Origin of the sequence: Microcella alkaliphila (genome assembly GCF_002355395.1) — a bacterium.
GTDB classification, from domain to species: domain Bacteria; phylum Actinomycetota; class Actinomycetes; order Actinomycetales; family Microbacteriaceae; genus Microcella; species Microcella alkaliphila_A.
Genome location: NZ_AP017315.1, coordinates 724029 through 750212, shown reverse-complemented (window position 1 = coordinate 750212; position 26184 = coordinate 724029). Strand labels below are relative to the sequence as shown.

The 26184-nt window shown below is 68.5% G+C and carries 25 protein-coding genes; 5 read left to right on the top strand and 20 right to left on the bottom strand.

Translation table 11 applies throughout. The annotated features are described in order from the left end of the window. Positions 1-80 precede the first annotated feature (80 nt). A complete protein-coding gene (locus tag CPY97_RS03635) occupies positions 81-2552 on the bottom strand; it encodes a ribonucleoside-diphosphate reductase subunit alpha (RefSeq protein WP_173826860.1) in 2472 nt (823 codons plus the stop codon). 319 nt (positions 2553-2871) lie between these two features. Between CPY97_RS03635 and CPY97_RS03630 the strand changes: the two genes are divergently transcribed. Continuing rightward, the gene (locus CPY97_RS03630; RefSeq protein ID WP_096420834.1) at positions 2872-4077 is read left to right on the top strand and encodes an MFS transporter; all 1206 of its coding nucleotides are present in this window, start codon (positions 2872-2874) and stop codon (positions 4075-4077) included. A 299-nt stretch (positions 4078-4376) separates the two neighbouring features. Here CPY97_RS03630 and CPY97_RS03625 read toward each other — a convergent pair whose 3' ends face one another. After that, entirely contained in the window at positions 4377-5459 is a 1083-nt protein-coding gene (locus CPY97_RS03625) for an IS110 family transposase (RefSeq protein ID WP_096420833.1), read from the bottom strand. A 109-nt stretch (positions 5460-5568) separates the two neighbouring features. Continuing rightward, the gene (locus CPY97_RS03620; RefSeq protein WP_096420832.1) at positions 5569-6129 is read right to left on the bottom strand and encodes an NADPH-dependent FMN reductase; all 561 of its coding nucleotides are present in this window, start codon (positions 6127-6129) and stop codon (positions 5569-5571) included. Positions 6130-6222: 93 nt separating this feature from the next. Here CPY97_RS03620 and CPY97_RS03615 point away from each other — a divergent pair, with 93 nt between their 5' ends. Further along, positions 6223-7074, top strand: coding sequence for an aldo/keto reductase (locus tag CPY97_RS03615; protein WP_096420831.1), 852 nt, complete (start codon positions 6223-6225; stop codon positions 7072-7074). A gap of 73 nt (positions 7075-7147) precedes the next feature. Here the strand turns inward: CPY97_RS03615 and CPY97_RS03610 are convergent, their stop codons facing one another. Then, positions 7148-7732, bottom strand: coding sequence for an endonuclease domain-containing protein (locus CPY97_RS03610; RefSeq protein WP_161494057.1), 585 nt, complete (start codon positions 7730-7732; stop codon positions 7148-7150). 604 nt (positions 7733-8336) lie between these two features. Between CPY97_RS03610 and CPY97_RS03605 the strand changes: the two genes are divergently transcribed. Continuing rightward, positions 8337-9140: an alpha/beta fold hydrolase gene (locus tag CPY97_RS03605; RefSeq protein WP_096420829.1), complete on the top strand. Its 804-nt coding sequence runs from the start codon at positions 8337-8339 to the stop codon at positions 9138-9140. A gap of 17 nt (positions 9141-9157) precedes the next feature. On the opposite strand, the gene CPY97_RS03600 is transcribed toward CPY97_RS03605, so the two are convergent. The 6 genes from CPY97_RS03600 to CPY97_RS03575 all read right to left on the bottom strand — a co-directional run bounded on the left by CPY97_RS03600 (position 9158) and on the right by CPY97_RS03575 (position 13874). Further along, the gene (locus tag CPY97_RS03600; RefSeq protein ID WP_096420828.1) at positions 9158-9442 is read right to left on the bottom strand and encodes a hypothetical protein; all 285 of its coding nucleotides are present in this window, start codon (positions 9440-9442) and stop codon (positions 9158-9160) included. After that, entirely contained in the window at positions 9439-10308 is an 870-nt protein-coding gene (locus CPY97_RS03595; RefSeq protein WP_161494056.1) for a siderophore-interacting protein, read from the bottom strand. The genes CPY97_RS03600 and CPY97_RS03595 overlap by 4 nt, the downstream gene beginning before the upstream one ends. Positions 10309-10387: 79 nt before the next feature. Beyond that, the gene (locus tag CPY97_RS03590) at positions 10388-11746 is read right to left on the bottom strand and encodes an MFS transporter (protein ID WP_161494055.1); all 1359 of its coding nucleotides are present in this window, start codon (positions 11744-11746) and stop codon (positions 10388-10390) included. Next, a complete protein-coding gene (locus tag CPY97_RS03585) occupies positions 11743-12729 on the bottom strand; it encodes an aldo/keto reductase (RefSeq protein WP_096423314.1) in 987 nt (328 codons plus the stop codon). Before CPY97_RS03585 ends, CPY97_RS03590 begins: the two co-directional genes overlap by 4 nt. Before the next feature lie 9 nt (positions 12730-12738). Further along, positions 12739-13572, bottom strand: coding sequence for an alpha/beta fold hydrolase (locus CPY97_RS03580; RefSeq protein WP_096420825.1), 834 nt, complete (start codon positions 13570-13572; stop codon positions 12739-12741). A gap of 95 nt (positions 13573-13667) precedes the next feature. Continuing rightward, a complete protein-coding gene (locus CPY97_RS03575) occupies positions 13668-13874 on the bottom strand; it encodes a hypothetical protein (protein ID WP_231924024.1) in 207 nt (68 codons plus the stop codon). A 215-nt stretch (positions 13875-14089) separates the two neighbouring features. Here CPY97_RS03575 and CPY97_RS03570 point away from each other — a divergent pair, with 215 nt between their 5' ends. Then, positions 14090-15028, top strand: coding sequence for a DUF4349 domain-containing protein (locus CPY97_RS03570; RefSeq protein ID WP_096420823.1), 939 nt, complete (start codon positions 14090-14092; stop codon positions 15026-15028). Here the strand turns inward: CPY97_RS03570 and CPY97_RS03565 are convergent. Genes CPY97_RS03565 through CPY97_RS03540 form a run of 6 tightly spaced genes read right to left on the bottom strand, consistent with a single transcriptional unit; the run spans position 14952 to position 20416 of the window. Then, positions 14952-16097, bottom strand: a complete 1146-nt coding sequence (locus tag CPY97_RS03565) for a mannitol-1-phosphate 5-dehydrogenase (RefSeq protein ID WP_096420822.1) — start codon at positions 16095-16097, stop codon at positions 14952-14954. The two genes, CPY97_RS03570 and CPY97_RS03565, sit on opposite strands and share 77 nt — an antisense overlap. A 10-nt stretch (positions 16098-16107) precedes the next feature. Continuing rightward, on the bottom strand, positions 16108-16608 hold the full coding sequence (locus CPY97_RS03560; RefSeq protein WP_231924023.1) for a PTS sugar transporter subunit IIA: 501 nt from the start codon (positions 16606-16608) through the stop codon (positions 16108-16110). Positions 16609-16661: 53 nt separating this feature from the next. After that, positions 16662-18116 (bottom strand): PTS mannitol transporter subunit IICB, encoded by a 1455-nt coding sequence (locus CPY97_RS03555; protein WP_096420821.1) that lies wholly within the window; start codon positions 18114-18116, stop codon positions 16662-16664. Positions 18117-18171: 55 nt separating this feature from the next. Then, the gene (gene ptsP / locus CPY97_RS03550) at positions 18172-19833 is read right to left on the bottom strand and encodes a phosphoenolpyruvate--protein phosphotransferase (protein ID WP_096420820.1); all 1662 of its coding nucleotides are present in this window, start codon (positions 19831-19833) and stop codon (positions 18172-18174) included. Beyond that, positions 19833-20096 (bottom strand): HPr family phosphocarrier protein, encoded by a 264-nt coding sequence (locus tag CPY97_RS03545; RefSeq protein WP_096420819.1) that lies wholly within the window; start codon positions 20094-20096, stop codon positions 19833-19835. The genes ptsP and CPY97_RS03545 overlap by 1 nt, the downstream gene beginning before the upstream one ends. Before the next feature lie 2 nt (positions 20097-20098). Continuing rightward, positions 20099-20416: a hypothetical protein gene (locus tag CPY97_RS03540; RefSeq protein ID WP_161494054.1), complete on the bottom strand. Its 318-nt coding sequence runs from the start codon at positions 20414-20416 to the stop codon at positions 20099-20101. A gap of 173 nt (positions 20417-20589) precedes the next feature. On the opposite strand from CPY97_RS03540, the gene CPY97_RS03535 reads away from it, so the two are divergent. After that, complete coding sequence (locus CPY97_RS03535) at positions 20590-22500, top strand: BglG family transcription antiterminator (protein ID WP_096423312.1); 1911 nt, start codon at positions 20590-20592, stop codon at positions 22498-22500. Positions 22501-22513: 13 nt separating this feature from the next. Here CPY97_RS03535 and CPY97_RS03530 read toward each other — a convergent pair whose 3' ends face one another. The 4 genes from CPY97_RS03530 to CPY97_RS03515 form a co-directional block, all read right to left on the bottom strand. Beyond that, positions 22514-22729, bottom strand: coding sequence for a hypothetical protein (locus tag CPY97_RS03530; RefSeq protein WP_096420817.1), 216 nt, complete (start codon positions 22727-22729; stop codon positions 22514-22516). Positions 22730-22855: 126 nt separating this feature from the next. Continuing rightward, positions 22856-24271: an AAA family ATPase gene (locus CPY97_RS03525; RefSeq protein WP_096420816.1), complete on the bottom strand. Its 1416-nt coding sequence runs from the start codon at positions 24269-24271 to the stop codon at positions 22856-22858. 52 nt (positions 24272-24323) lie between these two features. Next, positions 24324-24791: a Fe-S cluster assembly sulfur transfer protein SufU gene (gene sufU / locus CPY97_RS03520; RefSeq protein ID WP_096420815.1), complete on the bottom strand. Its 468-nt coding sequence runs from the start codon at positions 24789-24791 to the stop codon at positions 24324-24326. Beyond that, the gene (locus CPY97_RS03515) at positions 24788-26119 is read right to left on the bottom strand and encodes a SufS family cysteine desulfurase (RefSeq protein WP_096420814.1); all 1332 of its coding nucleotides are present in this window, start codon (positions 26117-26119) and stop codon (positions 24788-24790) included. Before CPY97_RS03515 ends, sufU begins: the two co-directional genes overlap by 4 nt. Between the last annotated feature and the right edge of the window lie 65 nt (positions 26120-26184).

Here is a 26184-nt window from a genome sequence, read left to right as displayed (position 1 = left end):
TTACTGGCAGCTCTCGCAGTGCAGGTCGTCCATCGGGTCGACCGGAACGGCGTAACCGTCGACGCTGTCGTGCGGGCCCATCAGTTGCTCGCCTTCGCGGCGCCGCCAAAGCCGAAGCCCTTGCGCGCTGGCGCGGGAGCCGCGGCCGGCTCTGCGCTCGGAGCGGCCGAGGAGCCACCGGCCGCGCCGAAGCCCTTCTTCTGCCCGCCGCCGATCGCCTCCGACTTGTTGACCTTGACGGTCGACTGCTCGGCAGTGTGGCGCGGCTTCATGTGCAGGTAGTACGTCGTCTTGACGCCCTTCTTCCACGCGGCCGAGTAGATGTCGACCATGTCGTCGACGTCGCGCGTCTCGAGGTACATGTTGCGGCTGATCGCCTGGTCGATCCACTTCTGGGCGCGAGCCGCGACCTCGAGGAAGGCGTACGGCGACAGCTGGAAGCTCGTCTTGTAGGTAGCGCGCACGTCTTCGGGAATCTCGGTGATGCCCTGAATGTCGCCCTGGCTGCGCAGGATTGCCTCGCGCGTACGCTCCCACAGACCCTGCGACTTGAGCGCCTCGACGAGGTTGCGGTTAACCTCGAGGAACTTGCCCGAACTGGTCGAGCGGCTGAAGATCTGCGAGAACTGCGGGTCGAGACCGGGCGTCGTGCCGGCAACCAGACCGATGGATGCGGTGGGCGCGATCGCCATCAGGGTCGCGTTGCGCACGCCCCCCTTCACCTTCTCGCGCAGCGCGTCCCAGTCGAGACGGGTCGTGCGGTTGACCTGCACCTCGATGCCACGGTCGGCCTCGGTGAGGTCGATCGTGTCGAACGGCACAAGGCCCTGCGACCAGCGGCTGCCCTCGAAGTTGTCGTAGGCGCCGCGCTCTTTGGCGAGCTCGACCGAGGCCTCGATCGCGGCGTACGAGACGTGCTCCATAATCTCGTCGATCAGCTCGAACGACTCTTCCGAGTCGTACGAGTAGCCGAGCTTCTCGACCAGGTCGGTGAAGCCCATGACGCCCAGGCCGATGGCGCGGTTCGTCGTGTTGGCGTGGTCGGCCTCGTCGACGCTCGACACCGTGATGTCGATGAGGTTGTCGAGCTGACGCACGGCGAGCTTCGCGCTCTCGGCGATCTTCTCGAAGTCAACCTTGCCGTCGGCGAAGTGGCGACTCAGGTTGATCGAGGCGAGGTTGCAGACCGAGATGTTGTCGCGGTCCTGCGGCAGACAGATTTCGGTGCAGAGGTTCGACAGGTGGATCGTGCCCGTGTTGTTGTTGATCGCACGGTTGTTGATCGTGTCCTTCCACGTCAGCCACGGGTGGCTGGTGGACTGCAGCGAGATGAGGATCTGCTTGAACTGCTCGCGTGCGCCGATCTTCTTGAACATGTTGATTTCGCCACGCTCGGCCATCGACACGTACTCGGCGTAGCGCTTCGAGAACTCTTTGCCGTACAGCTCGTTGAGGTCGCTGACCTCGAGCGGGTCGAAGAGGTACCAGTCGTCGTCGTTCTGCACGCGCTTCATGAACTCGTCGCTGATCCACACGGCGGTGTTGGCGGTGCGGGTGCGGCGGTAGGGGTCGCCCGAGTTCTGACGCAGGTCGAGGAACTCGGGGAAGTCCATGTGCCAGTTCTCCATGTAGAAGCACAGGGCACCGAACTTCTTGCCACCGCGGCTGACGGCCCGCAGCACCGAGTCGATCGTGTGCATGAACGGGATCGGCCCGGTCGACGTGGTGTTGTTCGAGCGAATCGGCGAACCCTGGGCGCGCAGCTTCGTGACCGAGAGGCCAATGCCGCCGGTGCCCTTCGTGAGCCACATGACGTCACGCACGCTCTTGGCGATGTGCTCGATGTCGTCGTGCATCTCCATGACGAAGCAGTTCGACAGCTGCGGATAGCTCGTGCCTGCGTTGACGAGCGTCGAGCCGGCGGCGAGGTACTCGAGCGTCGACATCTTCTTGTAGAAGGCGATCGCGTGCTCGGTGGGGTTCGCCTCGTTGAGCGACAGGCCCATCGCCACGCGCATCCAGAAGTATTGGGGCACCTCAAGCGGCTCGTTGTTGCGGGCCTTGATGCCGTAGCGGTTGTTGAGCGTGACGACGCCGATGTACTTGAGCAGCTCGTCGTTCGCCGGCTCGAGCTCGGCTGCGAGGGCGTCGAGGTCGAACAGCCCCGAGGTGAAGCGGGGGTCGAGCAGGGCCTCGTCGACACCGCGCGCGATGGTCGCGGGGAAGTGCTCGCGGTGCAGGCGCTTCAGCTCGGCGGCGTCGGTGTAGTCACCCAGCACGCGCTTGTAGATGGTCTTCAGCAGCAGTCGCGCGGCGACCTGGTCGAAGGCGGGGTCATCTTTGACGTTCTGCAGAGCGACCTGGATCACCGCCTCGTCGAGCTGCTGGGTCGTGATGCCGTCAAACAGGGTCAACTCGAGCTCGCTGGCGATCTGGGTGACCCACGTGATGGTCGGGTCGAGCCCCTCGGCGGCGTGCTCGATGGCGATGTTGATCTTGTTCGCGTCGTACGGCTCGCGGCTGCCGTCACGCTTCACGACCGTGATGCTCACTGGTGCTCCATTCGGGCCCGCCCGGCGGGTCATCTGTTGGGCCGGTTTCCCGGCGGTTTTCGCTGTGGTGGAGAGGGTCAAAGGCCCGCAAAACCGGGTCTGCCACGGCATCCCCACGCCGTGGTCTGGCCACTATATATCGGGGCGCCGACAAACATCACCCCCTATATCTTGTGGGCGTGTCGTCCACAGGTGTGCATAACTTGTCGGGCTTATCCACAGCATCCCAGAGACCTCCGACACGCGGAGAGGATGCGGGAAAAGCGCGCAATATGGGGCGACAATTCGCCCTTCACTGAGCCAATAGGCTGGAGCTCTCGTGAGCGGCTACATCGACCTGTTGAAAACCCGCGGCGTCGCGCGAATCATCTCAGCGCAACTCGTCGCCCGGTTGCCGTCCGGCATGCTCTCACTCGCGTTCCTCATCCACATCGAGCGCATCTTCGACTCGTACGGCTCGGCCGGCCTCGTCCTCGCCGCCACCAGCGTCGGCCAAGCGGTCGCCGGTCCCCTCACGAGTCGCTGGATGGGCAGGCTCGGGATGCGTCCGGTGCTCATCACCACGCTCGTCATCTGTGCAACCGGCATCGCGCTCATCGCCTTCGCTCCCCTGCCGCTGTGGGGCTACATGCTGGTGGCGCTCGTGACGGGCCTGTCGAACCCGCCGATTCAACCGGCCGTGCGCACCATCTACCCGAAGATGGTGACGTCGAAGCAGCTGACACCCCTGTTCTCGCTTGATGCGTCGGTACAAGAGCTGATCTGGATCAGCGGCCCGGTCGTCACCGTCTTTCTCGCGCTGCAGGTATCCCCGGTCGTCGCAATCGCCGTCGCGGGCGGTTTCCTCATCGTCGGCGGCATCTGGTTCATCTCAAGCCCCGAAGTCGGCAAGGTGCGCATCCCGCCGAGTAAGCATCGCATCGGCGTCGTGCTGAAGAACCGTGCCGTGCTGCTCGCCACCATCACTGGCTTCCTCATGATCGGCTCCGCCGCCGCCATCGATGTCGGCGTCGTCGCGGTCTTCGGCGAGGGCGGAGCGGAAGCCGGCCTACTGCTCGGCATCTGGGCCATCGCCTCACTCGTCGGCGGCCTCTCGATGGGGCACCTGCCGATCGGCCCCTGGGCGCTCACCCGCCGCCTGTTCATCATCTTCGTCGGCATGGCGATGGCGCCGTTCGCGCTCGAGTTCTGGTGGCTCGCCATCGCCCTCATCGTGGCCGGCATCGGCATCGCCCCCGCACTCGCAGTCATGTTCGCGATCGTGTCGGCCAGTGTGAAGTTCAGTGCCACCGCCGAGGCGTACGGCTGGCTCGGCACCGGCCAACTCATCGGAGCGGCGCTCGGTTCCGCCATCGCCGGATTCGTCATTGACGACATGGGGCCCGTCGGCGGCTTCTACACCGCCATCGGCTTTGCCCTCGCCGCCACCGTCGTCGGCGCGATGTTCGTGCGCTGGCACCCCGACCTGCGCGGTCGCGACGCGTCGCCGCTGCCCGACACCGAACCGGTGACGACGATCAGCTGATATGTGGCTGATTCCTGTCAAGTGGCAGGGGAAAGAGCGCCCGGAGTGATCATGCTCCGGGCGCTCTTTCGTGTGGTCGGCGCGGGCGGTGTGGGTGTCTTGCGTGTCGTGGGCGACGCGCGGTCAGACTGATATGCGCGGGTTGGTTACCGCAGGACGTGCTGTTCGGCTGGAGCGGTTCCGCTTGTCTAGGATCGAGCGTCGCCTGCCCTTCGGGCGGGCTGCTCATAGCTGTTCCGCGGGTCGCTCCTCGCGCTGCCGTCACCTGCCGTCTGAACCGACCGGTCAGGGGGCCCAGGTCAGTCGGGCATCACGGCCAAGGACCAGCACCAGCCGGCGAGCTCGCGGGCGATGGCGACGTTCGCGATCGTGGGCCGCTTCTTGCGTGCGGTGAAGTGCTGCCATTTCTGATGCAGGCGCCGGTTGCCGTCGTCGCCGCGGGACGCTGCAAGGCTGGGCGCGGCAGCCCACCGGGCCTGCATCACCGCTCCGGGACGATAGGGCTTGCGGTGATGCCAGGCCGCTTCCACCAGCAGGCGGCGGGCGTGAGTGTTGCCGGTCTTGGTGATCGAGCCTTGCGAGCGGGACTGTCCGGAGGAGTGCTCTGAGGGCACCAGCCCGACGAACGCTCCGATGCTGGATCCGGTGAAGCGCTCCCAGTTGCCGATCTCGACCGCGAGGCCGAACCCGGTCAAGGTCGAGATCCCACGCAAGCACCCCAGGCGTCGCACCACGGGCGCGTAGGTGCTGGCCGCGGCCATCTGCTCGATGATCGCGTCGAGTCGGTCTTTGCGGGCGCGCACCTGCTGCACTGCTTCGTAGTCGGCATCGAACGCAGCCTGCAGTCCGGGATGGTCGAACCTCTGCCGACGCAGCCAGGCATCATGCGCGCCGGTCCACGCCTGCTTGCCGTCATAAATGATCCCGTGGCGCAACAGCAGCTTCGAGAGCCGATGCCGTGCAGCCATCAGCTCACCCCGATTGTCCTCCCGGGCTCGCACCAAGTCGCGGGCGGTTTCCTGCTCGATCGTGGGCACGGCAACCGCGACGATCTCACCCAGTCGCAGCAGTCTTGCCAAATGCATCGCGTCCCTGGCGTCGGTCTTGACTCGATCCCCGACCGGGCGCTGCAACTTCGACGGCGCCGCCACGAAGCACTCGATGCCTGCGGCGGTGAACAACCGGGCCAAAGCGAACCCGGTCGGCCCGGCCTCATAGGTCACCGCCGCCGGCTGCGGCAGGCTCCGCACCCACTCCACAACTGCTGCGGGGTCGTAGCCGAAACGGTGACGGATCACTTCCCCGGTGTCCTCATCGATTGCGCATCCCACGACACTACGGGCGTGCACGTCCAGACCGACGCTCGTACGCTGGATTCTCAACTGGGGCCTCCATTCGCCTGGTGGATAGGCCAGCCCTCGACAGCTGGCAACCCACGAATACGCGAATCGAGGTCCCAGCCTCAAGAACCAGACCGAAGACCCATATCGTCTAGCGGGCCTGCAGGGGGCGCAGCGCCTCGCCGTAGGCAACCACCTGCGCGATCAGCGCATCCACGCCGCCGTTCTGCCGGTCGTCGGCCGCGAACGCGCCATCAGCGAGCTGCTTGCTCGCGGCGACCAGGTTGACCTCCGTCGGAACCTTGACCGCGCCCACCGACGAGAGCACCAGCTCGAGCGCGGTCACGCCGCGAGAACCGCCCGACATGCCGCCGTAGCTGACGAAGCCGACCGGCTTCGCCTGCCACTCGGCGTAGAGGTAGTCGATCGCATTCTTCAGCGCCGGCGAGTAGCTGTGGTTGTACTCGGGGGTCACAAAGATCAGGGCGTCGGCGGCCTCGACGCGGGCACTCCAGGCGCGGGTGTGGGCGTGCTGATAGTCGCGCTTGCTCGGGTGGTGCGGCTCGTCGAGGAACGGCAGTGCCAGTTCCCTCAGGTCAACGAAGTCGACGTCGTGACCGGCCCCCTCAACGCGGGAACGCACCCACTCGGCGATGGGCAGGCCGATGCGGCCAGGGCGGACGGAACCGACGACGATCATCACGTGAGCCATGCTGGAAGCCAACCACGCGCATCCTGGATCAATTCCGGCAAGGTCTGGATGCACGCTGTGCGTTCTCTCGGGACGCTTCGGAATACTGACACCATGACCGCCGCCCAGCCCCTCGCCCCGCGCATCACGCTGTCTGACGGCACGAGCATCCCGCAATTGGGGCTCGGGGTGTACAAAGTTCCCGCGGAGCAGACCGCCGAGCTCGTCGCTGGGGCGATCGAACTCGGCTACCGCCACGTTGACACGGCGGCGCTGTACGCCAACGAAGCCGAGGTGGGCGAGGGAGTGCGCGCGAGCGGCGTGCCGCGTGACGAGCTGTACGTCACCTCGAAAGTGTGGAACGACCGGCACGGGGTCGACGAGACCCGCGCGGCGTTCCTCGACGCGCTCGACGCGTCAGGGCTCGACTACTTCGACCTCTACCTGATTCACTGGCCCGCACCGCGGCAAGACCGCTACGTCGAGGCGTGGAAGGCACTCATCGCTCTGCGAGAACAGGGACTCGTGCGGTCGATCGGTGTGAGCAACTTCGAACCGCACCACCTGCAGCGGCTCGTCGACGAGACCGGGGTCGCGCCCGTCGTCGACCAGGTCGAACTGCACCCATGGCTGCCGCAGCGTGACGTCCGGGCCGCCGCCTCGGCGATGGGCGCCGCCGTCGAAAGCTGGAGCCCGCTCGCGCGCGGCCGCGTACTCGAGCCCGGGTCGCGGGGCCGTGAGGTGCTCGACGCCATCGCGGCGCGACACGGCAAGACGCCCGCCCAGGTGGCGCTGCGCTGGCACGTGCAACAGGGGCTGATCGTGATCCCGAAGTCGACATCGCTGGAGCGCGTGGCCGAGAACGCCGACATCTTCGACTTCGAGCTCACCGCCACCGACATGGCCGAGATCGCGCAGCTCGAGACCGGCGAACGCACGGGCCGCCACCCCGACGACCTCGGGTAGGCGCACGGCGTCGCCTTCGGCGCACTGCCCGCAGCCACGCCTGGTCGCCGCCTGCGACCGAGCATGACGTTTCTCAGGAGTAGAGCGCCTGCCCGCCGACGTTGCCGCGTACATCCAGGCTCGGTGGGCCTGAACTCCTGAGAAACGTCACGCCCTCGCCAACGCCGACTGCGGCCGAGGCCGACCGCACGACCGCGGCGACCACCAGCTCGGCGTGCGCGACCGCGTGCTCGTAGTCGACCCGCACAACCCGATAGCCGCGCTGCAGCGCCTCGAGATCACGCCGATAGTCGCGCTCCTGCTCGCCGCGATGCCACTCTCTGCCGTCAACCTCGACGATGACGCGGCCCTCAACCAGAAAGTCAACACGTCCCACCCCCGGAATCACGACCTGCGACGCCACCCGTAACCCTGCGTCTCGTATAGCCACGCGCACAAGCGACTCGATACCCGACTCTGCGCGCGGGTCGAGGTCACGGGGCGAGAGCCGAAACACTGCCGGGACTCGCGCATTTGCACCGCGAACGCGTTCGTCGCTCACGATGCCCGCGCGCAGGGCGCTGTCAAGTACTGCGATCGACATCCGCCGGGGCTGACACGCCAAGAGCCGGGTAAGCGCGTCGTCGACGGTCGACAGTGGCCGCGTGACCTCATCCATGCTCCAGTGAACGGTGACAGCGTGCGCCCCACTGCGCGGACGGGCGAGCCGAGACGCATTGTGCGGAACAGTGAGATGTAGACCGCGCGCGGGAGGATGCCAGGCTCCGCGTTCAGCGAGCGCCGAGACGCAGCACAGACTGCCGCCGATAGCGAGAGCCTCTTGCATGCGAGGCGGCATTGCTGGGCTGACGTACACGTCGCGGCGAAGGCGGAGAAGATTGCCCCGCGCGATTGCTCGACGCACGGCCGAGATGGGCACAGACGCGAGGAGATCGGATCGCGAGTAAACGTTGAGTGGGTTGAGTACGAACATGGCGCGACGATGACGTGTCGACACCCAGCCCTGAGCACCGGATTGCGGACATGTGCTGCGGGTGAAAGCGCCCGCGGGTGTGAGGGAGCGGCGTGACGTTTCTCAGGAGTACAGCCATGACGCCGCTGCGAGGGCCGCGTGATTCCGCGGCCAAGCCAGCTGTACTCCTGCACAACGTACGCGGTTGGCGGGGCGGGGCCGGGGCAGGCGGGGCGCTGGCGCGGGGCGCCGGGGCGCCGGGGCGGGGCCGGGGCAGGCGGGGCGCGGGGCGCAGGGCTAGGGTGGCGGCATGAGCGCCGTGACACTGCCGCGACTGCACTGGGGGCCGACCGACAGCGACCGCCGCGCGCTCGTCGTGCACGGCCTGGGCTCGAGCGCGCACACCATGTGGCGCGTCGCCGAGTCACTCGCCGACGCCGGCTGGAGCGTCGACGCCGTCGACCTGCGCGGGCACGGCGACGCGCCCCGCACCTCGAGCTATCGCATCGACGAGTTCGCCGCTGACCTCGCGACCACGCATCCGCGCGGCGCGCGCGACGACCCCGGCAACGAGGATGCTCACCCCACCACCCAACGCGGCGCCTGGAACCTTGTGGTCGCCCACTCGATCGGCGGCGCCGCCACGGTTGTCGCGGCCGCCGCGCACCCCCGCTGGGCCGAGCGCCTCGTACTGCTCGACCCCGCGCTCCACGCCAACGAGCAGGCGCGAGACGCCATTCGTCACCGGCAGCTGGCGGCGAAAGACGCCATCACGATCGAGAGCGCGACGGCAGAAAACCCGCACTGGCACCCGCTCGACGTCGAGCTGCGGGTACGGGCCGTGCACGCTGCCTCCCGGTTCGCGCTCGAGCACGGCGTGCTCGACAACCCCGACTGGGATGCGCTGCCGCACCTTCCGCACCTCACCCAGCCGACGCTGGTGATCGCGGGCGACCCCGACCGGGGCGCTCTGTTCGCGGGTGACCTCGCCGCCCACGCGCTCGCGGCCAACCCGCTGATCGAGCAGCGTACCGTTCCGGGCGGCCACAACGTGCACCGTGACGCCCCCGGCGACACGCTCGAGGCCATGCACGACTGGCTCGCCGACTTCTGAGCCGCGCCCGCCCTCGACTAACCCGCGAGGTCGCCGATCGTGATCGTGGTGCGCTGCGTCCGGCCCAACTCATCCGAGTACGTGCAGGTCCACTGCAGCGGGAGGAAGGCGTTCGCACTCAACCCGACCGTGTCACCGCCCGCCTCAAGCCCGAGAGCGGCACACCGCTGCATCGCGCGGTCGCCGAAGGAGGGCGCGACGAGCGCCGACACGAAGACGAACGCCGCGGTGAGTACCCCGACCAGCGTAACGACGGCGACAATCCTGATCGGGCCTCGTGACCGTTCCTCTGTGGCGCTCATGCTTCAACGCTAGCGGTCGAGCGCTTCCAGTAGCCCTTGGCGACGGCGTTCTCGGGGTCGACGCGCCAGCGCTCCAGCACCCGGCGGGTGACCGACACGAGCGACTGCTCGGCACAGGCGAAGAGCAGCACGTCGGTTTCGGGCTCGAGCGTCTCGGGCGCGGGCAGCGGGCGGGGCAGCGACTCCAGCGCGGCGGCGAGCGCCGCCGACGGCGTCGCGCCCGGCTCAAGGATGCGCACCTCCACCCCCGCAGGAACGTCGAGTTCCAGCTCGTCCACCCCGTACCTGGTTTCGAGCAGCACGAGGCCTGGGGCGCCCGCACCAGCAAGCGCCGCGATGTAGCGCCGCACGGCCGGCACAGCGGAGTCGTCGCCCGCCAGCACCCAGGCCTCCGGCGCTCCGCGCATCAGGACGGATCCTTTGGGGTCGGCCACGATCACGGTCGACCCGAGGGGCGCGGCCACCGCCCAGGGTCCGATCAGACCCGCCGGGGAGCGGTCGACCCCACGGTGCACGAGCAGATCGAGATCGATCCAGCCCTCGTCGGGCGAAGAGTCAACGACAGTCTCGATGCGAAACTCCCCCGCCGGAACCCCCGACGCGTCGACGGGCACCGCCCAGTCGTCGTCGGCACGGCCAACGTACACGCGTCCGTGGTCTCCGGCGCCGGGCGCGCGGTAGCCGACGAGAGCGTCGGGCCCAGCGGTGACGGCGGCGCCCGATGAGGCAACACTCGACCGCGGCGCGGCATCACTGTCGATGACGAGCCTCACCCGCCAGAAGTCGGTCGCAATCTCCCGCCGCGACTCAAGCCGCAGGCGTCGGAACGATTCTGGGTATTTGTCGCGGTACAGGCTCACGGGCATGCGCCCGAGCCTAGCCGGACGGCCCCAACCCTCGAACCCCCGCCCCCACCCGTCGCGGGCGGTGCAAACCGAGGGCCTCCTACCGGTCGGCCGTCGGCTGGCCCGGCGGCGTGCCCGATCCGATGGTCGGCAGCGCATCGGTGACGGGCGGCGGCTCGTCACCGTTGTCGATGTCGTCGGGGTTCGGCAGCCCCATCAGGAACCGATAGAACACAAGCGCGAGCAGGGTCATGAGGCCGCCGCCGATGATCCACGGCAGCCGCAGGTCGACGAGCGCGATGGCGCCGCCGATGACCGAGCCGAGCGGCATCGAGCCCCACAGCAAGGTGCGCCAGGTTCCGTGCACCCGCCCGAGCAACCGGCCGGGCACGATCGCCTGCCGGTACGACATCATCAGGATGTTCCAGATGGTGACGCTGCCCGACGCGACGGCGAACCCGATGACGCCGACGGCGGCGACCGACCACATGCCCATGACGAGCGTCGCCGCCCCGGCGATGAGGTTCATCGCCGCCATGATCGCCCCGAGCCCGAATCGACCTTGCAGTCGCGATGCCACCACCGACCCGATGAGCCCGCCGACCGCGCCCGACAGCAGGAAGAGTCCGAACGCCGCCTCCGGGATCGCGAGCGTCTGCAGCACGAACAGCACGAGCGTCGCCGACGACGCGGCGTACAGCAGCCCGGTCGCGGTCGTGAAGAACCAGAGGGTGCGCAGCTGGCGATTCGCCATGATGAACCGCCACCCGTCGACCAGCTGGCGCCGGAACGGCTCCGCCTTCTCTGCGGGCAACGACGAATCGGATGCACGTTCCGCGGAGGCACGGAACTGCCGCCCCGACGCGATCTGCGGCAGCAGCACGGCCAGCACGACGGCGAGCCCGTAGGCGGCGCCCAGCAGCCCGAGCGGGATCAGTACCGCGACGGCGAACAGCGCCGAGGTCAGCGGGGCCGCGGCGAAGTTCTGCACCACCAGCTCGGCGCCCTCGATGCGGGCGTTCGCGCGCGACAACTTCTTCTTCGGCACGACGCTCGGCACCACCGCGCGGATCGCTCCGTCGTAGAGGGTCTCGCACGCGCCGTAGACGAAGATCAGCAGGTAGAGCCACCAAATGGTGAGGGCGTCGGTCCACACGAGCGCGAGCAATCCTACGGCGAGCACGGTGCGCACCGAGGCGGCCAGCGCGAGGGCGTGCCGCCTGTCCATGCGGTCGACGAGGATCCCACTCGGCAGGGCGAACAGCAGCCAGGGCAGCATCGCGAGCGCGGCGAGCCCGGCAATGAGCACCGGGTCGTCGGTGAGGCGCGCCGCGAGCAGCGGCGCGGCCGTGCGCGCAATGCCGTCACCCAGGCTCGAGGCCAGGTTCGCCGTGAAGACGTTGGCGAAGGTGCGGCCGAGGCCGCGCCGCTCACTGCCCGGGGTGGCCTCCGAGCTCACCAGCGAGGATGCACGGCGGCGCGGAAGTACTGGTCGTACAGCGCCACCACGCGAGCGTGGAAGTCGTCCCCGAGCGGCTCGACGCCGCCCGCCGCCGCGTTCATGCGGGCCTGCTCCGGCGAGCGCGCCCCCGGGATCACGGTCGAAATGCCGGGCAGGTGCACAAGCCACGCCAGCGCCGCGGTGGCGGGGGCAAGGTCGTGTTCGGCAGCGAGCGCCGCGAACTGCTGCGCGGCCTCCACACCGTCGTCGTAGTTCACGCCCGAGAAGGTCTCGCCGACATCGAAGGCGTCGCCGTTGCGGTTGTAGTTCCGGTGGTCGTTTTCGGCGAACGTCGTCTCGCGCGAGTAGCGGCCGCTCAGCAGGCCGGAGGCGAGCGGGACGCGCGCGATGACGCCGACGCCGGCGTCCTGCGCGGCCGGCAGAACAGCATCCAGGGGCTTCAGGCGGAACGCGTTGACGATGATCTGAACGCTCGCGACGTTGGGGCGGGCGATGGCGGTGAGCGCCTCCTCGACCGTCTCGACACTGACGCCGTAGTGGCGGATGCGGCCGGCGTCGACCATGGCGTCGAGGTCGTCGTAGACGCGGTCGATCGAGTACACAGGCGTCGGTGGGCAGTGCAGCTGCACGAGGTCGAGCGTGTCGACCTGCAGGTTCTGGCGGCTGCGATCGTTCCAGGCGAGGAAGTTCTCGGTCGAGTAGTTCTCGGGCACCTGCGGCAGGCGACGACCCATCTTGGTCGCGACAAAAACATTCGCGTCGGGCCGCTCGCGCAGGTAGCGGCCGATCAGCTGCTCACTGCGGCCGTCGCCGTAGACGTCGGCGGTGTCAAAGATCGTGACGCCCGACTCGACGGCAGCGTCGAGAACGCTGAATGCGTCGGCCTCGCTCACCTCGCCCCAGTCGGCGCCCAGCTGCCAGGTTCCGAGTCCGATCGATGAGACGGTCGCTCCGGTGCGACCCAGTACCGATGTATGCATTCGAAAAGACTAACCGCGCTCGTCGGCGGTCTTGTCATCCCGTACGACGGCGGCGACCGCTTCGGCGAGTCGCGGCCGAACCAGGTGATCATTGCCCGCCACGCGGTGAGCGGAGACATGGCGCAGGCGCTCGGCGATCTTCAGCCCGCCCGGGGCGAGAAACGGATCGAGGGTGCCGTAGACCAGGTCGACGGGCGCGTCGACGGCGGCGAGGTCGGCGATCGTGGTTTGCGATTCGATCGCGTTCTGCAGAGACCGGGTGAACGGCACCCAGTTGTCGGCCGTGACCTCAAGCACGTTCTTGATCGGCGCGATGCGGGCTAGGGCGGCGGCGGCGCGCACCGTGAACTCTTGGTTGCCGCGCAGAAACTCGTACAGCGCAAAGTACGCGCCCATGCCCGTTCGGTCGGCGCGGTCGCCGATCGTCTCGGGCGGGAGGTACAGCGGAGGGCTGACCAAGACCAGCCGCGACACCCCGTTGGGGTGCCTCGCGGCGTAGCGAGTGGCGATGAGGCTACCGAGCGAATGCCCGATCAGGATGAACGGGGCGCGAATCCGAAGGGACCGAATCGTGGTGTCGAGCGCCGCCGCGTGTTCGGCGAGCGTGTAGTCCCAGTCGGGCGGGGCGGGTGATTCGCCGAACCCGAGAATGTCGATCGTGATGCAGCGGTGGTCTGCCTCGAGGAGCGGAACGAGGTTCTGGAACGTCACCGACGACGACGCGATGCCGTGAATCATGACGACGACCGGCCCGTCGCCTCCCGTGTCACCGGCGATGTGCAGCAGCGGCGCCCGGCGTCGGCGCACCCACGCGCGGAACCGGTCTCCGAGTGTTGCCGTCATGCCCGCATTCTTCCCCACACCACGCCCGACAGGACAACCGGAACAGATAACACGGGGGCCGGCTCAGCCGACCCCCGTGCCCTTCGCGTCCACCCCTAGTCGCGCAGGTCTTTCTTGTACTCGTTCTTCGCCTTCGTCGCCTCGGCCTCCGATTCGGCCTTCTTCAGCTCGGCTTCCTTCTTCTTCACCTCAGCGTCGGCCTGCATCTCGTCGACCTTGTCGCTGGCGGCCTCTTTGGCGTCGTCTATCGTGCGGCCGATCTTCTCGCCGGTCGCCTCGGCGGCGTCCTTCGCACTGTCCATGAAACCCACGGTCGTCCTCCTCTGTCGGTCGATTCCCGGGGAAACGGGTCGCGGTGTGTGACCGCGTGCCTCGACGCTATCGGGGGCCGCGCATCCCGTTCGAGGGTTTGCACCGGACGCTCTGTGCCCTATCAGGAAGAGTTCAGATAACGGTTGCGCATCTCCGAAAAACGTTGGGTGGTGGGGCGAACAATTGCGGGAGTAGCGTCACCGCCATGACGCGCACACGCCTCGCCCTCGCCCCGCTCGCCGCGATCTCTGCGGCCCTCCTGCTTGCCGGATGCTCGGCCGGCGCCGAGTCCGGATCGGACGCCGGCGGCGGCTGGAGCGGCGAATTCGAGCCCGGCATGCCGGCTCCAGACATGCCGGTCGACGACCGCGACCTTGGCGGCGACGGATCGGCCGGTGACGAGGGAGGCCCGATCAGCGCCCCCGCACCCGGCGACGGTCGCCAGGTCATCACCACCGGGTGGATGTACGTGACGGTCGAGGCGCCACTGGAGGCCGCCGCCGAGGCTGCCCGCATCACCGAGCGGGTGGGCGGTCGCGTCGATGGGCGCACCGAGTACGCGCCGCACAACAACGATGCGGGCGGTGCCGAGCTGGTGCTGCGCATTCCCAGCGAGGTGCTGCAGCCGACGATCGACGAGTTGAAGGCTCTCGGCGAGCTCGAAGAGTTGAGCCTCAGCGCGAGCGACGTGACGCGCGAGGTGCAGGACCTGGATGCGCGCATCGGCGCTCTCGAAGCCTCGCTCGATCGCCTGTTGGCTCTGCTCGTGCAGGCCGACGACATCGACGACCTCATCACTCTCGAGTCGGTCGTCGCCGACCGGCAGGGTCAGCTTGAGAGCCTTCAGGCGCAACGCCGGTCGCTCGCCGACCGGGTGTCGCTGTCCACTCTGACCCTCACGCTGGGTTCCGAGGCCGTCGCCCCGCCGACCGAGCCGGGGACGTTCCTCGACGGACTCCGTCAGGGGTGGGATGCTCTCGTCACATTCGGCTCGGCCGCCCTGGTGCTCGCCGGCATCATGCTTCCGTGGCTGGCGGTGCTCGGCGTGATCGCCGCGATCGTGTGGGTCAGCGTGCGCGCTGCGCGTCGGCGACGCGGCTCACGAGCGCCGCGTGCAGAGGATGCCCCGGCTCCACTCCCGTGACGTCGGCGACGAACGCTTCGGGTGTCAGCGACGAGAGCTTCTCGCCGAGTTCGACGCTTTCCGGGTCGTCGGCAACGTCAACGAATTGCAGGGCGGCACTAATCACCTCGACCAGGGCGGTCGGATGCTCGCCCCGCTCGGCGAGGTCGGCCGCCGGTTCGATGAGGCGCTCGTGCCGCGACAGTTTGCGCAGCGGCTGTCGCCCGACGCGCTGGACCGGGTCAGCGAGGGCGTCGTTCGCGAAGCGACCGAGCGCCGTCTCGCGGTAGGCGTCTTGCACGACCGGGTCGAAGCCGTGTCGAGCGACCAGCAGCGCGGAGGTTTCTCGAAGGGCCGCCTCAACGGCGTCGCGCACGGCGGGCATCCCGATCGCCTCGTGGATGGTGGCGGCGCCCGCGAGACGTCCGACGTACGCGGTGGAGGCATGGCCGGTGTTGACGGTGAACAGCTTGCGCTCGATGTACGGCGCCAGCTCGTCGACGAAGTGGGCGCCCGGGATGCTGGGGGACGCGCCCGCGAACGGCCCGGATTCGATCGCCCACTCGCAGAACGGCTCTACCCGCACGTCGAGTCCGTCGGCGGGGTCGGCGGTCGGCACGATGCGGTCGACGGCGGTGTTCGCGAAGATCGCCCGCGACAGTGCCCGCTGGTCATCGCTGAGCGCCGCGTCGATCTCGGAACGCAGGGCGTCGGTCGCCTGCAGTGCGTTCTCGCACGCCATGATGACGAGTGGCGAATCCGCCGTGCGGGCCCGCAGCCCGTCGGCGATGAGCGGTGCGATGAAGCGCAGCACGGTGGGGCCCACCGCCGTTGTGACGATGTCGGCGGACGCCACGGCGATCACAGCGGCGTCGCGGTCGGCAGCGCTGTCGATGGCGGAGAAGCCGGTGACGGTCGTCTCTCCCCCGCCCGGGCCGATCTCGATGACGCGGTAGCTGTCGGCCGCGTTGAGGGCCGCGATGAGGGGCGCGTTGACGTCGATGAAGACGAGGTCATGCCCCGCCTGGTGCAGCAGCAGACCGATGAAGCCGCGGCCGATGTTGCCGGCGCCGAAGTGGACGGCCGTCATGTTCGCCGCCTCAGGCGTTGACGTCGCCGAGCACGGCGAGCACGTCGTCGGGCGTCGCGGCGTCGAGCACGCGCTGCACCTGGGCGTCGTCACTGAACGCGAGAGCGAGAGCCTGCAGCACGGCCATGTGGCCGCCATCCTTGCCGGCGATGGTGGCGACGACCCGCACGGGTTTGCCATCCCAGTCGATGGGCTCGTCGTAGCGCACGAGCGTCATGGCTGAGGCGTGAATCGCGTCCTTCGCCTCGTTGGTGCCGTGGGGGATGGCGAGGTGATTACCCATGAACGTCGAGACGGAGGCCTCGCGCTCGTGCATGGCCGCGACGTACGACTCGTCGACGGCGCCGGCGGCGACCAACAGTCGGCCGCCTTCGTCGATCGCCTCCTCGCGGCTGCGGGCGGTGCCGCCGAGAACGATGCGGTCGGGGGTGAGAACGTCGGCGCTCATGGTGGTTTCCTTCTCGTCGATGGTCACGGTGTCGGTCGTCACCGTGTCGATCAGGGGATGCACGGGGGCACCGCGGCACAGCTGCTCACGATGCCCCCGTGACGGTGTCAGCGAGCCTAGACTCGCTGGCTCTTGACGAGGGCGACGACCTCGTCGTACTTCGGGCTCGACATGAAGTTCTCGACCGAGATGTGCTGCGCCTGCGGCGCGGCCTCGGTCGCTCGAGCGGTCAGGTCCTGGTGGGTTATCACCAGGTCAGCCGTTTCGTCGAGGTTCGCGATCGACACGTTGGTGACGGTCACGTCGGCGAGGCCGGCGTCGGCAAACTTCTTGCGCAGGATCGTCGCACCCATGGCGCTCGACCCCATGCCGGCGTCGCAGGCGAACACGATGGTGTCGATGCGAACGGCGGTGGCGGTGTCGGTGCCGAGCAGGCTCGCCACCTTCGACTCGCCACCCTTGTTCTCGGCGTTCTGCGCGACCGACGAGCCGAACTTGTCGGTGCCAGCTTCGAGTGCCGCGAGGTCCTTCTTGCGGCTCGCCCGCAGGATGAGGCTCGCGACCAGGAACGACACGGTGGCCGACAGCACGACCGAGAGGACGACGCCCACGTAGCTGTCGCTCGCGGTCTGCAGCAACACCGCGAAGATCGAGCCGGGCGACGCGGGTGCGCGAAGCCCTGAACCGAAGATCAGGTTCGTGGTGATGCCGGTGGCGCCACCCGCGATCATCGCGACGATCAGGATCGGCTTCATCAGCACGTACGGGAAGTAGATCTCGTGGATTCCTCCCAGGAAGTGGATGATGATCGCACCCGGGGCCGATGCGCGGGCGATACCGACGCCGAACAGCGCGAAGGCAAGCAGCAGGCCGAGACCCGGGCCGGGGTTGGCCTCGAGCAGGAACAGGATCGACTTTCCGTCCTGCGCCGCCTGCTGAATACCGAGCGGCGTGAGGACGCCCTGGTTGATGGCGTTGTTGAGGAACAGCACCTTGCCGGGCTCAATCACGAGGCTCGCGAGCGGCAGCAGGCCGGTCTCCGTGAGGAAGCGGGCGCCCGCGCCGAGCGCGTCGCTGAGCACGGTGACGACGGGGGCGATTCCGAAGAAGCCGCCGAGCGCCAGAAGGAAGCCGAGGATACCGGCCGAGAAGTTGTCAACGAGCATCTCGAAACCGGCGCGGATCTTGCCCGCCCAGATCTTGTCGACCTGCTTCATCAACCACGCGGCCAGCGGTCCCATCAGCATCGCGCCGATGAACATGGGAATCGACGTGCCCACGATGACGCCCATCGTGCCGATGGTCGCGACGACACCGCCACGAACGCCATAGACCATGCGTCCACCGGTGTTCGCGATGAGAAGAGGCAGCAAGTACAGGATCATCGGATCGACGAGCTGCACGAGCTGCTCGTTCGGCGTCCACCCCGTCGGGATGAAGAACGCCGTGATGAAGCCCCAGGCGATGAAGGCGGCGATGTTCGGCATGATCATGCCGCTCAGGAAGGTGCCGAACCGCTGAACGCGCACGCGCGCGCCCGAGCGGGCCGGAGGGGCTGACGTCGTCGTCATGGTGTGTCTCCTTGGTAGGGGTTGATGGTGCGGGGGGTGGATGGGGCGGACAGAGTCAGGGTCGAGCGTCGGCGACCGCCTGTCGGGCGGCCTCCGCGTTCGGTGCGGCGACCGCGATCGCGGCGAGTCGTTGGGCGTCGTCGAGCGTGAACTGCAGCAGTTCGGCACGCACGTCGGCGATCGACGTCGACGACATCGACAGCGTGGTGGCGCCGAGACCGACGAGCACCACCGCGAGCAGTGGGTCGGCAGCGGCCTCCCCACAGATGCCCACCGGGACGCCGTGCTGGGCACCCGCAGCGCCCACTGACTGGATGAGTCTCAGCACGGCGGGATGCCACGGGTTCTGTAGGTGAGCGACGGTGCCGAGCAGTCGGTCGGCGGCGAAAACGTACTGAGTGAGGTCGTTGGTGCCGATCGACACGAAGTCGGCGGCGGGTACGACGTGATCGGCGAGGATCGCGGCGCTCGGCACCTCGACCATGACGCCGGCCGAGTCGATTCCGAGCTCGTGGGCGAGTGCGCGGAAGTACTCCGCCTCTTCCGCCGTCGAGACCATCGGGGCCATGACCTGCACGTGGGCGTCGCTCGCCGCAGCCGCCTTCGCAAGCGCCGTCAGCTGGTCGCGCAGCACCTGCTCGTGGGCTTGCAGCGCCCGCAGACCTCGGCGCCCCAGCGCGGGGTTCTCTTCACCCTGGTCGGTCAAGAACGCCAGCGGCTTGTCGGCACCGGCGTCGAGCACGCGCACGACGACCTTTTGGTCGGGAAACTCGGCGAACACCGCCCGGTACGTGTCGGCCTGGTCGTCGACGCTGGGCGCCTTCTCAGCGCCGAGGAACAGCACCTCGGTGCGGAAGAGTCCGACCCCTTCGGCACCGCGCGCCGCCGCCTCGCGAGCGGAATCAACCGAACCGATGTTGGCCAACAGCGGCACAGCGTGCCCGTCGGCCAAGCGCCCCGGGCCGGTGCTGGCCGCGCGAATGGCGGACAGCGCCGCCGTGCGCTGCAGCGCCAGGTCAACACGTTCCTGGTCGGGGTCGCGTTCGACGGTTCCGTTCTCGGCATCGACCAGCACCTGGTCGCCGTCGACGAGCTCGGCCGCACCCGTCGCGCCCACCACGGCGGTGATGCCCTTCTCACGAGCGAGAATCGCGGTGTGCGAGGTGGGTCCGCCATCCGTGGTCACGAGCGCGAGCACGCTGTCGAGGTCGAGGGTGGCCGTGTCGGCGGGCGCGAGGTCGCGGGCGACAAGGATGAACGGGGTGTCCGACCGAGGAACGCCCGGCTCGGAGAGCCCCATGAGGTAGGCGATCGCCCTGCGGGCGACATCGTCGAGGTCACCGGCCCGCTCGCCGAGGTAGCCGCCCATGCCGGCGAGCATGTCGCGGAAGGACGCCATGGCAGCGTGAATGGCGTATTCGGCGGTGGAGCCGTCGGCGATGCGGTGGGTGACGTCTGCCGCGAGCGCGGGGTCGTCCGCCATCATCGCCAGGGCATCAAGCACCTCGGCAGCCGTGCCGCCGGCCGCCTCACCGCGTGCCCGCAACTGTGCTGAGGTGGCGGCCAACGCCTCCGTCGCGCGCGCCTGCTCGTCCTCGGCCGAGCGCTCACGGCGTGCGTCGGCGGGGTCGGGAACCGGGTCCGGCATCCGCAGGACCGGGCCGACGGCGGTGCCGCGTCCGATGCCGACGCCACGGATCAGTTCGGTGGTGACCATCAGGCGTCGTGGTCCGTCGAGAGGAAGGTGACCAGAGCATCCAGCGTGGCGTCGGCGTTGTCGCCGTCGACCGCGACCGTTACCTCGTCACCGTGCTCAATGCCGAGCGAGACGACGCCGAGGATGCTCGCGGCGTTCACCGAGCGCTCCCCCTTGGTGAGCTGCACCTGCTGACCCGAGTCGGTCACGGTCTTCACGAACAGTGCGGCGGGGCGGGCGTGCAGCCCGTTTGCGGAGGCGACGGCGAGAGTGCGTTCGGCCATGGTCAGGGTCCTTCCAGTGGAGCGGTGTCGGCGACGCGGCGGGCAATTTCGCCGATCGCATCGTCAATGACGGCCGCCCGGTCGTCGGTGGTCAGCAGCACGATCGGGGCGGCCGTCGCGGTGCGCAGCTCGTCGGCGGCGCCCCGCAGGTGGTGGGCGAGCAAGAGCAGGTCAACGTCGGCGGCGACTGCGCGGTCGGCCGACATCGGTTCGAGCTCGACCGCCCGGAGGTCGGCGTCGGCGAAGGCCGCACGCAAACCGTGGGCGAGGAACGTGCTCGACACCCCCGCCGCGCACACGAGGCCGACGCGATAGGTCACGGTCGCCTCCTTGCGAGTCATGCGGGCGGTGCGGGTTGTCGACGGGCACGAGACGGGATGCCCCGCTCGTGTTCCCATGGTGCGCATTGCGGGCATCGGGTCGCCAACAGACGTGTTTCCTCCCCTGCGGAAATCGTGTGCCGTGCGGCGCAATCACCTACAGTGAACGCACGATGGCGGACAAGTACGAGCGCATGCTCGAGCTCCTGGCGCAGGCCGACGACTGGGTGACGGCGTCGGAGCTCGCCGACGATCTGGGCGTGACCACCCGCTCGGTACGCAGCTACGTCGCTGCCGCGAAGACCGCCGCTCAGCCGCTGCCAATCGTGATTGCCTCGACGTCGGGCTACCGACTGAACCGTGAGGCGTACGGCGAGTTCCTCGACCGGGCCCGCACCCGGGGCGACATCGCGGGAACGCCCCAGGAGCGAGTGCACCATCTCGTTCGTCGGCTTACCGAGCTCGACGACGGAATCGATGTGTTCGCCCTCGCCGACACCCTCTTCGTCAGCGAGTCGACCCTCGAGGCCGACCTGCGCAAGGTCAAGACGATCGCCGACACGGCCGGGGCCTCGCTCGAGCGCACCGGCAGCCGCGTGCGTCTCATCGGAACCGAGGGCTCGCGCCGCCGACTGCTGAGCAGCCTCCTGCAGGCCGAGAGCTCGCGGGGGGTCATCGACCTTGATGCACTCGAAAACGAGTTTGGGCTGACAGCGCTCGGCGCCTTCAAGGCCGAATTGATGCAGGCGCTCGAGGCCGAGGGGTTCTTCGTCAACGAGTACGGGGTCGACGCCGTTCTGCTGCACATCGCGATCGCGGTTGACCGCGCGCGACGCGATCAGCACCTGTCGGATGCGAACGTGCATCCCGACCCGCAGCACGTGGCGGTCGTCGATGTTCTGCGTCGACTCACTCACGAGCATTACGACGTCGAGCTGAATGCGGCCGACCTCGAGTACCTGGCGCGCCTTCTCGTCACGCGCGTCGTTGCGCCGGGCAACCGCGCGGCCGAGACTCCCGTCATCGACCCGGATGACCGCGACACCGTCGACCGCATCGTCACGCAGGTGCTCGACGAGTACTCGGTCGATTTTCGCGACGACGCATTCATGACGCGCTTCGCGATTCACCTCGGCAACCTCGTCGCTCGAGCCCGCGATAACGCCCGCAGCCGCAACCCGCTGACGCGCTCGATCAAGAGTTCGTACCCGCTCATCTTCGACATCGCCGTGTTCATCGCCTCGATCGTGCAGCGCGAGCGTGACATCACGGTCGACGACGACGAGATCTCGTACATCGCCCTGCACCTCGGCTCGCACCTGGAGCGCGCATCGCGTCGGGAGCAACGGGTCACGTGCTCGATCGTCTGCCCGAGCTACTACGACCTGCACCAGATTCTGCGGAAGAAGGTGGAGGAGGAACTGGGCGATCAGCTCACGATCGAGTACGTGGTGACCCGATCCGACGTCGATCCGCGCGACCTCGCGAGCGAACTGGTCATCACCACAGTGCCGACGGGGGCGGTGCGCGAGGGCGTTGTCGTTGTGCAACCCTTCCTCACGGACGACGACATCGACGCGATCCGGCAGGCCGCATCGCGGGCACGCCGCCAACGTCGCCGAGCCGGCATCGCGGACGAGCTGCTGGAGTACTTCGACGAACGTCTTTTCTTCGCCACTCCGCCCGGCGACGACCCCGAGTCGATCATCCGCGGCCTCGGTGCGGCGCTCGTGGAGGTCGGCGCGGCCGACGAGGCGTATGTCGAGGGAGCACTCGAGCGGGAACGTATGTCGTCCACGGCATTCACGGAAACCCTGGCCGTGCCGCACGCCATGGGGCTCACCGCCAACCGCACCGCGATTGCACTAGCGCTGTGCCCGAACCCCGTGACATGGGGGGATGCACGCGTCTCCGTCGTCGCGTTCATCGCCTTCAGTGCCGATGGCCGCGCCCGCTTTCAGCCGCTGTTCGACCAGTTCGTGAACGTCTTCGCCGCACGGCGAGACGTCGCGGGGCTCGCACGCGATAGCGGTGACTTCGCGGGGTTCATCGCCCACCTGGCCCGACTCATCGACGAGTCGTGACGCGCGCCGCCCCTCAGCGGTAGGTTTTCGCGACGCGCCACCACCATGACACCGGCGCGGTGATCACCGTTGGCCGGTCGGTGACCCGCCACCGGCGCCCCTGCCAGATCAACCGCAGCGGGCGGCCGGCGTCATCGGACCACACGACGGCATCAATGTCGGGCGAAGCGCGGTGCCCCTGCTCGGGCGCACGCTCTGCTCCTGTTGCTGTGCGGATGGCGTGGGCCATTCGCCTCACCTCCGGCACGGGTCAGGCTGACGCGGTGCCGCGACACACGACCCGCATTCGAACGTGTGTTCGAATGCTCGATAGTATGCCGGGTCGCCCCGACACGCCAAGAGCCCGGTGCAGCCCCTACGAGAAGTGGCTCGAGAGGTGAATATGGTGCCCTCCGTCATCGGGCCCACCCGGCCCGCCGAGCATGCGGGACGACAGCGCCTCCGCCTCGGAGAGCAGCGCGTCGAGCGCGTCGGCAAGATCGTCGTCTGAGGGCTCTCGCCCGTCGCTCGCCGCCGTCAACAGGGCCCGTCGCACGAGCTCCTTGGCGAACGACCCGGTCACTCCTTCTGCACGGTCTGCAGCGGTGGCGACGGCCGCGGCGCTGAACGGGGCGTTGTGCGCGGCGAGCGCGAAGAGCCGCCGCCGCTCCGCATCTGATGGCCTCGGCAGCTCGACGGCGAGATCGACGCGCCCCGGGCGTTGCGCCAGCGCTTCCTCCAGCACCTCGACGCGGTTGGTCGTCAACACGAAGGCAATGTCGGCGTCACCGTCAAGGCCCTCCAGTGCGTCGAGCACGGCGAACAGCAGTGGCTGACCGCCGCCAGAATGCATGTCTCGGTCGAAGGCGACGAGGTCGACGTCTTCGAGCACCACGAGGCTCGGCTGAAGCGACCGGGCCAGGGCAGCGGCCTCGGAGATGAACGCGATCGAGGCGCCGGTGAGCAGGATGCACGTCACGCCCTGCGCCTCACTCACCAGGTGTGATGCCGTGAGGGTCTTGCCGGTGCCGGGAGGACCATAGAGCAGCACGCCCCTCTTCAGGTGGCCGCCCTGAGCGAGCAAAGTTTCGGCGTGCTCCCTGACCCCGAGTACGTGTCGCCGCACGCGATCGAGCACGCCATCCGGCAACACGATCGCCTCCGCGTCCACCCGCGGACGTTCGCGGAACTGCGCGGTGACCTGCCCGTAGTTGTCGGGGTGATGCCCGAACGTCAGAACCTGACCGCGCAAAGCACTCCGTGCATCCATCAGTTCGCGGATGCGCGCAATCGCCGACGAGGCGAGTTGCGGTTCACGCGCCAGCACCTCAATGCGCGCGGTCGGCACCCCGCGTTGCGGGTCCGCGGTTCGCTGCAACACGGCGACCTTCTCGCCATCGACCTCGAGGAGTCGCACGCCGAAGGCCACCGCCATCCGCGAGTTTCCGGGACCCTCCGCCACGGTCGTGTAGTCCACCTGCGCAGGGGCGTAGTGGAAGTGCGGGTGCGCGATCATGTCGGCGAAACGCTCGAAGTACTTGTTCTGACCGCCGCCGACACCGATGACGTCGACCCCCGGTCCGAGCGCATCGAATGCCAACTCAAGGTCGGCGAGGCGGTGACTGGGGATGTCTTCGTCGACGACAGACAGGCCCGCGGCGTCGATGCCCAGGTGCTCGCTCAGTCGGTCGCCCAGCGGTGTGCGCTGCGGGGCGCCGTCGACGGCGAGCTGCGTCGTGCGCTCGAGGAAGCGTTGGAAGAGGCGGGCGAACTGGATGTCATCGTCGGTCATGTGCCGACTCTAGTGATCCTCAATGACAGCGGGGGAAACATTCCCGACGTGGTCACCCCGCAGCGGCTTTGCGGGTCAGCAGGTCTTCGGCCGCGACCCAGGCGAGCATCGCGCACTTCACGCGGGCGACGAACTTCGAGACGCCGCTCAATGCGGCTGCGTCACCGAAGCGTTCCTCGTCGAGCGGGATCTGACCGCGCGAGCGCAGCGCCTCGCGGAACTCGTCGATGAAGGCCTGCAGGTCGTCGGGGGTCCACGCGTTGCCGGCGTCGGCGTCCTCGGCCGCGAGCGTCGCGAACAGCGAGGCGCTCGCCTGCGAGATCGAGCATCCCGAGCCCTCCCAGGCGACCTCCTCGACGCGCGTGCCGTCGGCGCTCCAGCGCAGCGCCAGCGTGACCTCGTCGCCGCAGACAGGATTGCGCTGGTGGCTCGTCACATCGCCCTCGGCAAGCCCGTAGCCGTGCGGCGACTTCGAGTGGTCCATGATGATCTGCTGGTACAGCTGCTCGAGTCCGCTCATGCGTTCTCTCCCGTCAATCCGAAGAAGTCGCGAACGCCCGCGATGGCGGCGACCGCCTGGTCGATCTCGTCGGCCGTGGTGTGCACGCCGGCACTGACGCGCAGGCTCGCCGTCGCTCCGAGGCGGCGGTGCAGGGGCTGCGCGCAGTGGTGGCCGACGCGCGCGGCGATGCCGACGTTGTCGAGCACCTGGCCGGCGTCGTGTGCGTGCACGCCGTCGACGACGACACTCGCGAGCGCAACCCGGGGCGCGTCGATATCGGCGCCGAGCACGCGGATACCCGGCACCTCAGCGAGCCCGTCGAGCAACCGTGCGCCCAACTCGTGCTCGGTCACAGCGATGCGGTCGAAACCCAACTCGTCGACAAAGCGGATCGCCTCGGCCAGCCCGATCGCCTGCGCGATGCGCGGCGTGCCGGGCTCGAAGCGCTGGGGTGCCGGCAGGTATTCGGCGCCCTCCATCGTAACGGTCGTGATCATCGACCCGCCCGTGAGGAAGGGCGGCAGCGCGTTGAGCAGCTCAGCGCGACCGTAGAGCACGCCGATGCCGGTCGGGCCGTAGAGCTTGTGACCGCTGAACACCGCGGCGTCGACGTCGAGCTCGCGTGGCCGAAGCGGCAGGTGCGGCGCCGACTGGCAGGCGTCGAGCACGACCAGCGCCCCGACGGCGCGCGCCAACGGCACGAGCCGGTCGAGCGGTGAGTGCGCTCCGGTCACGTTCGACACGTGGCTGACGGCGAGGATGCGCGTGCGCGCCCCGATCACGCCCGTTGCGGCGTCGACGTCGATCGCCCCGTTGTCGTCCACCGGGATGAATCGGAGGGTCGCGCCCGTGCGGGCGGCGAGCTCTTGCCACGGGATGAGGTTCGCGTGGTGCTCGAGCTCGGTGACGACGATCTCATCGCCGTCGCGCAGCGCGTACGGAGCGGCCGCCGCTCCCCCGCGACCGAGGCTCGCGTTCCCGATCGCGTACGCGATCAGGTTCAGGCCCTCGGTAGCGTTCGACGTGAAGATGACCTCGTCGTCGTTGACGGCCAAAAAGCGTGCGACAGTGCCCCGAGCATCCTCGTAGAGCTCGGTCGCCTCGCCGGCAAGCGTGTGGGCGCCACGGTGCACGGCGGCGTTCGCCTCACGATAGAAGGTGGCTTCCGCCTCAATGACCCGAGTCGGCTTCTGCGCGGTCGCCGCCGAGTCGAGGTAGACGAGGGGATGCCCGTACAGGTCGCGGCGCAGAATCGGAAACTGCGCGCGAATGTGCTCCAGCTCAGCGGAGGAGAACGGGGCGGCCTCGGTCACCCCTCCAGCGTAGGGGGCAGGGCTGAGGGTCATACCGGGGTAACGTCCGGGCAGCTTCGGATGTTCCGCCGATCGCACGCGCGTGGCACAGTGACAGA

What these genes read in the sequence shown, in the direction of transcription:
- CPY97_RS03620 (WP_096420832.1), bottom strand. Translation starts at nt 6,129, where the DNA reads ATGGCTCACGTGATGATCGTCGTCGGTTCCGTCCGCCCTGGCCGCATC.
- CPY97_RS03615 (WP_096420831.1), top strand. Translation starts at nt 6,223, where the DNA reads ATGACCGCCGCCCAGCCCCTCGCCCCGCGCATCACGCTGTCTGACGGC.
- CPY97_RS03610 (WP_161494057.1), bottom strand. Translation starts at nt 7,732, where the DNA reads ATGGATGAGGTCACGCGGCCACTGTCGACCGTCGACGACGCGCTTACC.
- CPY97_RS03605 (WP_096420829.1), top strand. Translation starts at nt 8,337, where the DNA reads ATGAGCGCCGTGACACTGCCGCGACTGCACTGGGGGCCGACCGACAGC.
- CPY97_RS03600 (WP_096420828.1), bottom strand. Translation starts at nt 9,442, where the DNA reads ATGAGCGCCACAGAGGAACGGTCACGAGGCCCGATCAGGATTGTCGCC.
- CPY97_RS03595 (WP_161494056.1), bottom strand. Translation starts at nt 10,308, where the DNA reads ATGCCCGTGAGCCTGTACCGCGACAAATACCCAGAATCGTTCCGACGC.
- CPY97_RS03585 (WP_096423314.1), bottom strand. Translation starts at nt 12,729, where the DNA reads ATGCATACATCGGTACTGGGTCGCACCGGAGCGACCGTCTCATCGATC.
- CPY97_RS03580 (WP_096420825.1), bottom strand. Translation starts at nt 13,572, where the DNA reads ATGACGGCAACACTCGGAGACCGGTTCCGCGCGTGGGTGCGCCGACGC.
- CPY97_RS03575 (WP_231924024.1), bottom strand. Translation starts at nt 13,874, where the DNA reads ATGGACAGTGCGAAGGACGCCGCCGAGGCGACCGGCGAGAAGATCGGC.
- CPY97_RS03570 (WP_096420823.1), top strand. Translation starts at nt 14,090, where the DNA reads ATGACGCGCACACGCCTCGCCCTCGCCCCGCTCGCCGCGATCTCTGCG.
- CPY97_RS03565 (WP_096420822.1), bottom strand. Translation starts at nt 16,097, where the DNA reads ATGACGGCCGTCCACTTCGGCGCCGGCAACATCGGCCGCGGCTTCATC.
- CPY97_RS03555 (WP_096420821.1), bottom strand. Translation starts at nt 18,116, where the DNA reads ATGACGACGACGTCAGCCCCTCCGGCCCGCTCGGGCGCGCGCGTGCGC.
- ptsP (WP_096420820.1), bottom strand. Translation starts at nt 19,833, where the DNA reads ATGGTCACCACCGAACTGATCCGTGGCGTCGGCATCGGACGCGGCACC.
- CPY97_RS03545 (WP_096420819.1), bottom strand. Translation starts at nt 20,096, where the DNA reads ATGGCCGAACGCACTCTCGCCGTCGCCTCCGCAAACGGGCTGCACGCC.
- CPY97_RS03535 (WP_096423312.1), top strand. Translation starts at nt 20,590, where the DNA reads ATGGCGGACAAGTACGAGCGCATGCTCGAGCTCCTGGCGCAGGCCGAC.
- CPY97_RS03530 (WP_096420817.1), bottom strand. Translation starts at nt 22,729, where the DNA reads ATGGCCCACGCCATCCGCACAGCAACAGGAGCAGAGCGTGCGCCCGAG.
- CPY97_RS03525 (WP_096420816.1), bottom strand. Translation starts at nt 24,271, where the DNA reads ATGACCGACGATGACATCCAGTTCGCCCGCCTCTTCCAACGCTTCCTC.
- sufU (WP_096420815.1), bottom strand. Translation starts at nt 24,791, where the DNA reads ATGAGCGGACTCGAGCAGCTGTACCAGCAGATCATCATGGACCACTCG.
- CPY97_RS03515 (WP_096420814.1), bottom strand. Translation starts at nt 26,119, where the DNA reads ATGACCCTCAGCCCTGCCCCCTACGCTGGAGGGGTGACCGAGGCCGCC.